Here is a 12023-nt window from a genome sequence, read left to right as displayed (position 1 = left end):
ATAGTGTTAATTTATGTAGATTTGCAACGAAGAAGAAATATGAATAAGATAATAAATACAACCAGAGCACAGGAGTCTACAAATGCCATAGAGCGTTTGTATATAACTATGAGGCACCTGTTTAATAGAGGTTTTTACAAGCCAATGGGTGTTTCGGGAGAAACACTACGCAATGCATTGTTGCAATTAAGACCAGAAATTTACGGGTCGGTAGGAGAAGAAAAATCAGAATTAAACGGTTTAACATACGTTCTAGAGCGTCTTCCAGAGGGAATTGAACAATGTAGATACATTAACTTAACTTCAGATGAAGGTTATGGAGAATCTCACTTTAAAGCCATAATACCTGCAAAAAGAAGAAGAGATTGTTACCGTATAGATGAAGACCAAATGAATATTGTAATTACCAGAGGTAGATCTGATATTTACGATATTCTTACACACTTAACTTTTTTGTTTATTGAGTCTGAAAAAATATGCAAACGTGTATTAATTGAAGATACAAAAAAAACAATAAGAGATTGGACTAAGTTAGAAACTGCGTTAGAATCTGATGAGTTATCACAGGCAGAATTAGAGGTTGCGCTAAGTTACACTGCTAATATTTTGGGTAGATCTTTTGTAGAGGTTAAAGCAATGCACCAGGTATTTGCAACCAAAGAAAACCCAGAAAAGTTTTTACGTACCATTTACTGGATGGGAAAACTTGCTATAGAAGAAGAAACATTAGGCGATAAAAGGATAATTACATTTAGTCCTGTTTTACGTGAGCGTTTAGGTCACCATATTCACGGAGATCTTTGGGCGTTAACCATAAAAGAGACTTTAGAAAAAAACGGTATACTGCATAGACCAATACACATAATTAGTGCAAATATGCACAGTGTAATGAATTCTTTGTTTGCTAAAAAAGCATTGGCTAAAGAGTATCCAAATTCAAAAGATAGCTTAGAAATTTACGAGGATTTAAGTAAGTCTAAAAATGATAAGCTAAGGGCAAAAGTAACAGCCTATGCCAAGAAAAACGGAATGATTTCTCTGAATGATACCTCTGGAACAAATATTGATGTTCAGATTTTTGATTCGGCTAAGTTTGGAGATAAAGCGTGTTGTTTTGATCTTCCAGAAGGATTAAAAGACGATGAAAAACCTGTTATTTTCGTAATGGATTATGCCTTTGGAGAGCAAGCTTATGAAACTATAGATGAGCTTTTAAAACCGTATCAAAAAGGAACTACAAAAGAGTTTTTAAACATTGAATCTGTTTCTATTATGGGTAAAGCCGGAATATTAGAAGGTGGTAAAGGTGATATTATGATTGCTACCGCTCATATTTTTGAAGGAACAGCAGATAACTATCCTTTTAAAAACGAACTTTCTGCAGCCGATTTTGAAGGTCACGGTCTTAAGGTTTTAGAAGGGACAATGGTAACCGTATTGGGAACGTCTTTACAGAATAAAAATATTCTGCAGTTTTTTAAAGATTCTACTTGGGGAGTTATAGGTTTAGAAATGGAAGGAGTTCATTACCAAAAAGCAATTCAGGCTGCATCTAAAATACGAAAAAGTATTAAAGAGGATGTTAAAGTAAGATATGCGTATTATGCTTCAGACAATCCTTTAGAAACAGGAAGTACATTGGCATCTGGTGGTTTAGGAACAACAGGTGTAAAACCAACATACTTAATAACCAACAAAATTTTAGAACAATTATTTAATTTGTAAAAATGAGTAGCAACCAACAGCCACAACAATCTTCAGAGGAAATAGATTTAGGTCAGTTATTTCAGTTAATAGGAAATGCTTTTAAAAAACTATTTGCTTTTATAGCAAGTATATTTAAAGGTGTTTTCCACGTTATAATGTTGTTTTTATTATTTATTCAAAAGCACTTTATAAAGTTTGTAATAGCAGGAGTAGTTGGAGTAGGCTTAGGTGTATATTTAGACCTGAGAAAGCAAGATATTTTTGTTTCTAGTATGGTAGTAGAGCCAAACTTTAATAGTGTACAACAGCTGTATAATAATGTTAGTTTTTACAATGAACTTGCTAAAGCACAAGATTCAATTTCACTTGCTAATGCGTTAAAAATTACGTCAAGTGAAGCGGCTAGCATTAAAAAGTTAGAGATAGAATCCTATTCAGATGAAAATCAAAAAGTTTTATTGTTTGATAAGTTTATAAGAGAATTAGATTCTACAACCGTTAAGAATTTGGATTTTGAAGCTTACCTAGAAAATTTTAATACGTTTGATGCTCGTTTCCATAAAATAAACTTGATAAGTACAAACAGTACAGTTGCTAAAAAAGCACAACCTGCTATTGTAAAGTCTATTTCTACCAATACGTACTTTAAAGAACAGAAGGCTACAAATGATAAGAACATCAATTTTCAAGAGGAAATATACAATCAGCAATTAAATGAAATTATTTCGCTTCAAGAACTGTATAAAGATGTAATGGTTAAAGAAGCCTCTAAGGAAATAGGGGGTACTAATATTAGTTTGGCTGATAATGGCAATGGAACAAATAAAGAGATTGAGCTTTTAAAGGAGCGAGACGAATTGAAGCAAAAAATTGTAGCTTTAAATCTAGAAAAGGCCAATAAAGCAACTATTCTTAATGTAATTTCAGATTTCCCTACCAGAGGGGCAAAATTAGGAGGGATTACGAATCAGTATAAGTTTATGCTACCTATACTTTTAGTATCTGTATTGCTTGTATTATTATTATTGTTAGAGCTTAATAAAATATTAAAAGGTTACTCAAAAAAATAATGCATATACTAATTACAGGAGGGGCGGGTTTTATTGGATCTCATGTAGTTAGGAGGTTTGTTAAGTCATATCCAAAATATCATATTTATAACGTAGATGCCTTAACGTATGCTGGTAATTTAGAGAATTTATCAGATATAGAAGATTCTTCTAATTATACCTTTTTAAAGGGTGATATTACCGATGAGAATTTTATTCAAGATATATTCAAAAAATATAATTTTGATGGAGTTATTCATTTAGCAGCGGAATCACATGTAGACAGGTCTATTACAGATCCTATGGCTTTTGTGAAAACAAATGTGATTGGAACAGTAAATTTACTTAATGCAGCCAGTGATTTTTGGAAAAATGACTTGGAAAGTAAACGATTTTATCATATTAGTACTGATGAAGTGTACGGAGCTTTAGGAGAATCTGGTTTATTTACAGAAACTAGGGCGTACGATCCTAATTCGCCCTACTCGGCTTCTAAAGCAAGTTCAGACCACTTTGTAAGAGCATACGGAGAAACGTATAAGTTACCTTATGTAATTACCAATTGCTCTAACAATTATGGGCCAAATCATTTTCCTGAAAAGTTAATTCCGTTATTTATCAATAACATAATTCATAAAAAGGCATTACCTGTTTATGGAGATGGTAATTACACTAGAGATTGGCTATATGTAATAGATCATGCCAGAGCTATAGATTTGGTTTTTCATAAGGGTAAAAACGCAGAGACGTATAACATAGGCGGATTTAACGAGTGGAAAAATATAGATTTGGTAAAGTTGTTGTGTAGTTTAATGGATGCTAAACTAAACAGGCCTTTAGGTGATAGTGAAAAACTAATTACTTATGTTAAAGATAGACCTGGACACGATTTACGGTATGCTATAGACGCGTCAAAAATTAATAAAGAATTAGGTTGGGAGCCATCTGTAACATTTGAAGAGGGTTTAGAAAAAACAATTGATTGGTATTTGCAAAACGAAGAATGGCTAGAAAGTGTTACATCTGGTAACTATCAAGAGTATTATAAAAAACAATATAATTAAATAAAGAGTTATGAAGGGTATTATACTTGCTGGAGGCTCTGGATCAAGGCTGCATCCACTTACATTAAGTGTAAGCAAGCAGTTAATGCCTATTTATGACAAACCAATGATTTATTATCCGCTTTCAACATTAATGTATGCGGGTATACAAGAGATTTTAATTATATCTACACCTAAAGATTTACCTTTATTTAAAGATTTGTTGGGTGATGGTGCTAAGTATGGCTGCAGTTTTCAATATGCTGTTCAGGAAAATCCTAATGGATTAGCGGAGGCTTTTATTATTGGTGAAGAATTTATAGGAGATGATAAGGTGGCCCTTGTTTTAGGTGATAATATTTTTTACGGATCTGGTTTAGCAAAATTATTGCAATCTAATAATGATCCTGATGGCGGAATAATATATGCATACAGAGTATATGATCCAGAACGCTATGGAGTGGTTGAGTTTAATGAAGAGGGTAAGGCCATTAGTATAGAAGAAAAACCGTTGGAGCCTAAATCTAATTATGCGGTTCCTGGTATTTATTTTTATGACAATACTGTTGTGGAAATTGCTAAGAACATAAAGCCAAGTAAGCGTGGTGAGTTAGAAATTACAGATGTAAACAAAGCGTATTTAGAAAAAGGTAAATTAAGTGTAAGTATATTAGATCGTGGTACAGCTTGGTTAGATACAGGTACTTTTCAGTCCTTAATGCAGGCATCACAGTTTGTAGAGGTTTTAGAAGAGCGTCAAGGTTTAACCATTGGAGCTATTGAGGCAGCTGCGTATGAAATGAAATTCATTACTAAAGATCAATTTATTGCTTTGGCAGAACCATTAATGAAAAGTGGTTATGGAAAAAATCTTTTAGGAATATTGGAAAAATAAGAATGAAGGTTACAAAAACAAAATTGGAAGGTTGTGTAGTTGTAGAGCCTACACTATATAATGACGACAGAGGGTATTTTTTTGAAAGTTATAATACCAATCGGTTTAATGATATTGTTGACCAAGAAGTTAATTTTGTTCAAGATAACCAATCATTTTCAACAAGAGGAGTTATAAGAGCGTTACATTATCAAAAAGGAAATAATGCACAGGCAAAGTTAATACGTGTTTTAAATGGCGTTATTTTAGATGTGGCGGTAGATTTAAGACCTCATTCTAAAACTTACGGAGAATATTTTTCAGTTGAATTGTCTTCAAAAAATAAAAAACAACTATTTGTGCCAAGAGGTTTTGCTCATGGGTTTTCTGTTCTTAGTGATACTGCTGAAGTTCTATATAAGTGTGATAACTATTATAATAAAGAATCTGAAGGTGGTATAATATACAACGATGCAACTTTAAACATTGATTGGAAGGTTAAAGCTGAAGAAATTAAGGTTTCAGAAAAAGACTTGATTTTACCAACATTGAAAGAGGTTTTGGTATGATTAAAATTTTAGTAACTGGAGCAAACGGTCAATTAGGTCAGTGTATACAAGTGTTAAATAATGCTTATTCTAATTTGGAATTTACATTTTGTAGTTCAGATGAGCTAGACATAACTAATGAAGAAAGGTTAAGGTTTTTTTTTCAGGAATATAAATTTGACTATTGTATTAACTGTGCGGCATATACAAATGTAGATCAGGCAGAAAAAACTCCCAATAAAGCTTATTTGGTCAATGGTCAGGGAGCAAAAAATATAGCAGAAGAATGTAGAAAACATAGTGTTACTCTAGTGCATATATCTACTGATTATGTTTTTGATGGAGAAAAAGGCTCTCCTTATACAATATCAGATAGTACAAACCCTATTAATGAGTACGGAAAATCTAAACTAATGGGGGAAAAGTATATTAAAGAAATACTAGAAGAATATTTTATTATAAGAACGTCCTGGTTGTATTCAGAATTTGGGCATAATTTTTATAAAACTATTTTAAACAAGGCTAAAAAGGGAGAAAATCTGTCCGTTATAGATACAGAAATTGGTTGCCCAACAGATGCAAACAACTTAGCTAAGTATATTATAGATATAATTATTTCTGATAATAAGGATTTTGGAATTAAACACTTTACAGACGGAATACCTATGACGTGGTTTGATTTTACTAAAGAAATATTAAAAAAAAATCAGCTAGATAAGACTACAAAGCTTGTAAGGGCTAATAATTATCGTAGTTTTGCTAAAAGGCCTAAGAATAGTACACTTTTGTGTGATTAACTTTGATTGATACAATAAAATATATAAAGTGATAAAGAAAATTTGTTGCATTGGGGCAGGATACGTTGGTGGACCAACAATGTCTATTATAGCTCAAAAATGTCCTGAAATAGAAATTACGGTTGTCGATTTAAATCAGAAACGAATAGATCAATGGAATGATGCTGATGTGTCTAATATTCCTATTTATGAGCCTGGTTTGTCCAATGTAGTTGCTGAGGCAAGAGGAAGAAACTTGTTTTTTGACACAGACATTGATAAAGCTATTGACGAGGCAGATATGATTTTTATTTCTGTAAACACGCCAACAAAAACCTATGGTAAGGGTAAAGGTATGGCTGCAGATTTAAAATATATTGAGCTGTGCGCAAGGCAAATAGCACGCGTAGCTACGTCCGATAAAATTGTGGTTGAAAAGTCGACTTTACCTGTTAGAACGGCACAAGCAATTAAAAATATATTAGACCATACAGGTAACGATGTTAATTTTGAAATACTATCTAATCCAGAGTTTTTAGCAGAAGGTACGGCTGTTTCAGATTTAACCAATCCAGATAGAGTGTTAATAGGCGGACAGCAAGAAACTGAAAAGGGAAAACAAGCAGTACAGGCTTTGGTAGATGTTTATGCTCACTGGGTGCCTAAAGATAAAATTTTAACAACCAACTTATGGTCATCAGAATTATCTAAACTAACTGCGAATGCCTTTTTAGCACAAAGAGTTTCCTCTATAAATGCAATGAGTGAGCTTTGTGAAATTACAGGCGCAGATGTAGATGAAGTCGCTAAGGCTATAGGTATGGATAGTCGTATTGGTCCAAAATTTCTAAAATCGTCAGTTGGCTTTGGTGGCTCATGTTTTCAAAAAGATATATTAAACTTAGTTTATATAGCCAAATCCTATGGTTTAAACGAAGTAGCAGATTATTGGGAGCAGGTAATTATTCTTAATGATCATCAAAAAAGAAGATTTGCACATAATATTGTTAAAACACTATATAATACAGTTTCAGACAAAAAAATTGCATTTTTGGGTTGGGCATTTAAAAAAGATACAAACGACACTAGAGAATCTCCTGCAATATATGTAGCAGAAGAATTACTGTCAGAACAGGCAAAAATATCAGTTTGGGACCCTAAAGTAAAAGAATCTCAAATTTATACAGATATTAATGCATTAGGTTCTATTGAAACCGATGAGGTAAATAATAGATTAGAAGTTAGTGGTAATGCATATGAGGCTTGTAAAGACTCGCATGCTATTGCTATTTTAACAGAATGGGAGGAGTTTAATACGTATGATTGGCAACGTATTTATGATAATATGCACAAACCAGCCTTTGTTTTTGACGGTAGAGGGGTGTTAAATAAAAATAAACTTCAAGAAATAGGTTTTGTGTATTACAGAATTGGTGAGGGAGGTGTTTAGTTAAATACTTACTAGAATACCTAAAAAGAATAAATAAAAAATAAATGAAAAGAAATCTAATCATATTTGGAACTAGACCAGAAGCTATTAAAATGGCTCCATTGGTAAAAGAATTTTTGAAACATTCTGATACTTTTGAAACCAAAGTTTGTATAACGGCACAACATAGGGAGATGTTAGACCAGGTTTTATCCTTTTTTGAGATTACTCCGGATTATGATCTAGACTTAATGAAGCCTAATCAGAATTTATACTCTTTAACGGCAGATATTATTACTGGTTTAAAGCCTATTTTAGAGGAATTTAGGCCAGATTTTGTATATGTACACGGTGATACTACTACTACAATGGCTTCGAGCATAGCTGGTTTCTATTCAGGTGCAAAAGTTTGCCACGTAGAAGCAGGTTTAAGAACATTTAATAAAAGGTCTCCATTTCCTGAAGAAGTAAATAGGAGTATCGCTGGTTCAGTTGCTGATTATCATTTTTCTCCAACAACAACTTCACAACAAAATTTATTGAATGAAAATGTAAAGCAAGAGAATATATTAGTAACAGGGAATACCGTCATAGATGCCCTTCAGTTTAGCTCTAATAAAGTCACTTCAGATACGTATTCAGATGAAGAAATAGAGCAATTGAAAACAATTGTAGATACCTCTAAAAAATTAGTTTTAGTTACAGGGCATAGAAGAGAAAATCACGGACAAGGTTTTATTAACATTTGTAGTGCTTTAAAGGAAATTGCTTTAGAAAACCAAGATGTACAAATTATTTACCCAGTACATTTAAACCCTAATGTACAGAAGCCTGTTTATGATCTTTTAGATAATGTAAATAATATAAAATTAATAGCACCCTCATCTTATCCTGCTTTTGTATGGTTAATGAGTCAATCTTATTTAATTATAACTGATAGTGGAGGTGTACAAGAAGAAGCTCCAAGTTTAGGGAAGCCAGTTCTTGTTATGAGAGATACTACAGAAAGACCTGAAGCTGTAGAGGCAGGGACTGTTTTTTTAGTAGGAACTGATAAAGACAAAATAGTTACAGAAGCGAATAAACTGCTTCATGACAAAGAAGCATATTCTGTGATGAGTAAATTGCATAATCCATATGGAGATGGAACTTCTTGTCAAAAAATAATCGAATTTATTTCAAAGTTATAGTTATGAGTAAAACCCCAAGTGTTGTAATGATTGGTTTAGGCTATATAGGCTTGCCAACAGCAGCTTTAATAGCGCAAAATAAAACTCATGTACATGGAGTAGATATCAATCCAGATGTAGTAGAAACTATTAACCAAGGAAAAATACATATTGTAGAACCAGAATTGGATATAGCAGTTGCTAATGCCGTGAAAGAAGGCTATTTAAAAGCCGCTACAACACCTGTAGAGGCTAATACTTATTTAATCGTTGTTCCTACGCCATTTAAAGCTAAAAATGAGCCAGACATCTCTTTTGTAGAGTCTGCCACAAGAGCTATACTGCCGTTGCTAAAAGTAGATGATTTATACATTATAGAGTCTACTTCTCCTATTGGTACTACAGAGAAGATGATGAAAATCATTTATACAGAAAGACCAGAATTAAAAGGGAAGTTGAATATAGCTTATTGTCCAGAGCGTGTATTGCCAGGAAACGTAATGTACGAATTGGTGCATAATGATCGTGTTATTGGTGGTGTAGATGAAAAATCAACTGAAAAAGCTATTGCGTTTTATAAGCAATTTATAAAAGGTGACTTGCATAAAACCAATGCACGTACAGCTGAAATGTGTAAACTAGTAGAAAATTCTTCTAGGGACGTACAAATAGCATTTGCTAATGAATTATCACTTATATGCGACAAGGCAGATATTAATGTGTGGGAACTTATAGAGCTTGCCAACAAACACCCTAGAGTTAATATATTACAACCTGGTTGTGGGGTTGGAGGCCATTGCATAGCTGTAGATCCTTATTTTATTGTTTCAGATTATCCAATGGAATCTAAAATAATAGGCACGGCTAGAGAAATAAATAATTATAAATCGTTTTGGTGTGCAGAAAAAGTGCAGACAGCTAAATTAGAATTTCAAATAAAGCATGGTCGTAAGCCAAGTATTGCGTTAATGGGGTTAGCATTTAAGCCGAATATAGACGACCTAAGAGAGTCGCCAGCTAAATATATTGCACAAAAGGTATTACAAGGTGCCAATGATGAGGAATATTACATTGTAGAGCCTAATATTACAGAGCATAAAGTTTTTAAACTAACAGATTATAACGAGGCTGCAAACAAAGCAGATATTATTGTATTTTTAGTTTCTCATGATGAGTTTAGAGAGTTAAATATAGCAACAAATAAAGTCGTTTTAGACTTTTGTGGGGTAAATAAGTAATAAAATAAAGTTTATGAATAAAAATATTTATGTACTCAGTTTCATTTTTTTAATAAGCTGCACTAGTTCTACAAATAATAAGATTATTTCAGAATACCCTTTTAATGGTAATTTGAATGATTACATATTAGCTGATATAGCTTTGCCTGTAGGGAATATAACTTTTGAAAAGACTAAATATACTAAAGGCATAAAATTTACAGATGGCAAGGATGAAAATTATATTGAATTACCAAATTTAAAACTTAATAAAGGTGATTATACAATTTCTTTTTTTGTTTTATTTGAAGATTTTAACAAGACTAATTCAGTAATCTTTTTGGGATCGAGGCAAGAGAGTTGGGGTATGGCTGGGTTATGGATATATAATGAGAAAAATAAAATTGCAGTGAGTCAAGAAGGACAGGTTTTAATAAATAAAAATTACAGTTTTAAGAAAGAATATAGTGATCAATACAAATTAAGTAAAGGATTGAAAATTAAAGAATTAAATTATGTAACTATAACTTATTCAAAATCTATATTAAAAATTTATATAAATGGATTATTAGATTCAGAATATAATGGTGTTAAACCGATAAAAGATAAAGATAATAGATATTTCCAATTAGGAATAGCTAATGACCCAAAAGTCGGGAAAAAATTTCAGTTTAATGGTGTTATTGATGAATTAAAGTTCTTTAATAAGGAGCTATCTAAAGAGCAAGTTTTAGAGTTATTTACAGAATATAATTAATTTTAAATTAATCTATGCTAGATTCTAAACTTAAAAAGAACACTGTGCTTGGTGTAAAATGGTCTATGTTATCTAGTATATTAGTAGCCGTTATTCAGTTTATTCAAATATTAATTCTTTCTAGGATTTTTTCAGCTTTTGAATTAGGTATAGTTGCTGTAATACAAATGATAGTTGGCTTTACTAATATTTTTTTAGATGTAGGTATTAGTAATGCAATTGTTTACAAAAAGAATATATCTTTTGAGCAACTCTCTAGTGTATATTGGGTTAACGTTTTTTCAGGTGTTTTTTTTACAGCACTTCTTTTTGTAATATCACCTTTAATTTCTTCATTTTATGATGTATTAGAAATAAATCTTTATATAAAAATTGTTTGCTTTTCTTTTATAATATTATCAACTTCCAGGTTGTATAAATTTCTTTTTTTAAAAGAAGTTTTACTTAAAACAGTAGCTGTTTCAGAAATTTTTTCTTACTTGTTTGGTTTAATTTTGATGTCTATTCTGATAAAACTTGATTATGGAATAATATCATTTATTTACTCTATAGTGGGCAGGGCAGTAGTTCAGAGTTTATATTTGATAATTTATGGAAGAAAAATATTTATCCCTAGTTTTAAATATAACCACAAGTCGTTGAAGTCTCTATTTAGATACGGGGCATTTAACTTAGGGCAGAACCTGACAGTTTATTTTACTTCTCAATTAGATACTTTAATAATTGGTAAAGTTTTAGGTTTGGAAATTTTAGGCGTTTATAATATAGCTAAGAATTTAGCAATTAAGCCGCTACAGTTGATATCACCTGTTGTTTCTAAAATAACTTTTCCTTTGATGTCTAAGTTTCAGGATAGTAAGTTAGATTTAAAAAATATTTACTTATTATCTATTAAACACCTTTTTTCGGTAATTGTTGTTGTATACATAATAATGGCATTTTTAGCTAAAGATTTAATTTTAACAATTTATGGGGATCAATGGGTAGATTCTGTTATTATTTTTAGGCTACTATGTTTAATGTATATTGTTGTGTCTGTTGGTAATCCTATTGGAAGTTTAATACTTGCTTCGGGTAAAGTTAATTGGGGTTTTTACTGGAATTTATCTATGCTTTTAGTTGTTTCTTGTTTAATCTTTTTATCTAGTCAATTGGGGCTAATTTTTATAGTAGTCAGTTTAATTTTTTACCATATTTTAAGTTTTATTATTTCTTTTAACTTAATAACCAAGAAGATTATTCCAATAAGAATAATAGAAATATTCTTAACTATAATGATTCACTTACTAATGATGATTTTGCCAATATTGTTATTATTTTATTTGTCAACATTTATTTCTAATACATATCTAAGAATATTTGGACTTCCTATAATTGGAATAAGTAGTTATATTCTTTGTATGTATTTTTTAGACAGAGAATACTTTTATAAAACAAAAAAAAACATAATTTAA

At 31.4% G+C, this 12023-nt stretch carries 11 protein-coding genes; all 11 read left to right on the top strand.

Going from position 1 to position 12023, the window contains the following annotated elements:
• Window positions 1-39 precede the first annotated feature (39 nt).
• The 11 genes from KLA_RS04270 (at window position 40) to KLA_RS04220 (ending at window position 12023) form a co-directional block, all read left to right on the top strand.
• Window positions 40-1725 carry a DUF6909 family protein gene (locus KLA_RS04270; RefSeq protein WP_034644244.1) on the top strand — a complete coding sequence of 562 codons (1686 nt, stop codon included), beginning with the start codon at window positions 40-42 and terminating at the stop codon, window positions 1723-1725.
• A gap of 2 nt (window positions 1726-1727) precedes the next feature.
• Entirely contained in the window at window positions 1728-2777 is a 1050-nt protein-coding gene (locus tag KLA_RS04265) for a hypothetical protein (RefSeq protein ID WP_034644241.1), read from the top strand.
• Window positions 2777-3820, top strand: a complete 1044-nt coding sequence (rfbB, locus tag KLA_RS04260) for a dTDP-glucose 4,6-dehydratase (RefSeq protein ID WP_034644239.1) — start codon at window positions 2777-2779, stop codon at window positions 3818-3820. Before KLA_RS04265 ends, rfbB begins: the two co-directional genes overlap by 1 nt.
• Before the next feature lie 10 nt (window positions 3821-3830).
• Window positions 3831-4694 (top strand): glucose-1-phosphate thymidylyltransferase RfbA, encoded by an 864-nt coding sequence (rfbA, locus tag KLA_RS04255; protein ID WP_034644236.1) that lies wholly within the window; start codon window positions 3831-3833, stop codon window positions 4692-4694.
• A gap of 2 nt (window positions 4695-4696) precedes the next feature.
• Window positions 4697-5242 (top strand): dTDP-4-dehydrorhamnose 3,5-epimerase, encoded by a 546-nt coding sequence (gene rfbC / locus KLA_RS04250; RefSeq protein WP_034644233.1) that lies wholly within the window; start codon window positions 4697-4699, stop codon window positions 5240-5242.
• On the top strand, window positions 5239-6018 hold the full coding sequence (rfbD, locus tag KLA_RS04245) for a dTDP-4-dehydrorhamnose reductase (protein WP_034644231.1): 780 nt from the start codon (window positions 5239-5241) through the stop codon (window positions 6016-6018). Before rfbC ends, rfbD begins: the two co-directional genes overlap by 4 nt.
• A 79-nt stretch (window positions 6019-6097) precedes the next feature.
• Window positions 6098-7447, top strand: coding sequence for a nucleotide sugar dehydrogenase (locus KLA_RS04240; protein WP_051456039.1), 1350 nt, complete (start codon window positions 6098-6100; stop codon window positions 7445-7447).
• A gap of 44 nt (window positions 7448-7491) precedes the next feature.
• Window positions 7492-8616, top strand: a complete 1125-nt coding sequence (wecB, locus tag KLA_RS04235) for a non-hydrolyzing UDP-N-acetylglucosamine 2-epimerase (protein WP_034644227.1) — start codon at window positions 7492-7494, stop codon at window positions 8614-8616.
• A gap of 2 nt (window positions 8617-8618) precedes the next feature.
• Window positions 8619-9833 carry a UDP-N-acetyl-D-mannosamine dehydrogenase gene (wecC, locus tag KLA_RS04230; RefSeq protein ID WP_034644225.1) on the top strand — a complete coding sequence of 405 codons (1215 nt, stop codon included), beginning with the start codon at window positions 8619-8621 and terminating at the stop codon, window positions 9831-9833.
• A gap of 13 nt (window positions 9834-9846) precedes the next feature.
• Window positions 9847-10569, top strand: a complete 723-nt coding sequence (locus KLA_RS04225) for a LamG domain-containing protein (RefSeq protein WP_034644223.1) — start codon at window positions 9847-9849, stop codon at window positions 10567-10569.
• 14 nt (window positions 10570-10583) lie between these two features.
• Window positions 10584-12023: an MOP flippase family protein gene (locus tag KLA_RS04220; protein ID WP_034644221.1), complete on the top strand. Its 1440-nt coding sequence runs from the start codon at window positions 10584-10586 to the stop codon at window positions 12021-12023.

Source organism: Cellulophaga geojensis KL-A, assembly GCF_000568425.1.
GTDB classification, from domain to species: Bacteria; Bacteroidota; Bacteroidia; order Flavobacteriales; family Flavobacteriaceae; genus Cellulophaga; species Cellulophaga lytica.
Note: the sequence above shows the minus strand (reverse complement) of the source record. Positions and strands in the feature narration are given on the sequence as shown.